This window comes from Escherichia sp. AM3 (assembly GCF_032029835.1).
GTDB classification, from domain to species: Bacteria; Pseudomonadota; Gammaproteobacteria; order Enterobacterales; family Enterobacteriaceae; genus Escherichia; species Escherichia coli.
On sequence record NZ_JAVUPQ010001143.1, the window covers coordinates 1 to 253 of the forward strand.

A 253-nucleotide genomic window follows, 5' to 3' on the forward strand; every position below is an offset into this window, starting at 1 on the left:
GGTGATTGGCGAAGACTTCGAGCCGCGTCTGGTGGAAAGCCGCCGTATGGGCTGCGTCAGCTTCGCGCAGATGTATTTCCCGGGCGGCGTCATCACCCGCGAAAACTTCCAGCGCGCGCGCATGGCCGCCGTACAAAAACTGGAAAATCTGGCCTGGCAATACCGTATTCAGGGCTGGAACGTGGCGCTGGGCGCATCGGGTTCGATTAAAGCGGCCCATGAAGTGCTGCTGGCAATGGGTGAAAAAGACGGG

General features: G+C 60.1%; 1 pseudogene. It reads left to right on the forward strand.

Annotated elements, in window-relative coordinates:
- A pseudogene (locus tag RTW80_RS30065) lies at positions 1 to 253 on the forward strand (exopolyphosphatase); the annotation flags it as partial.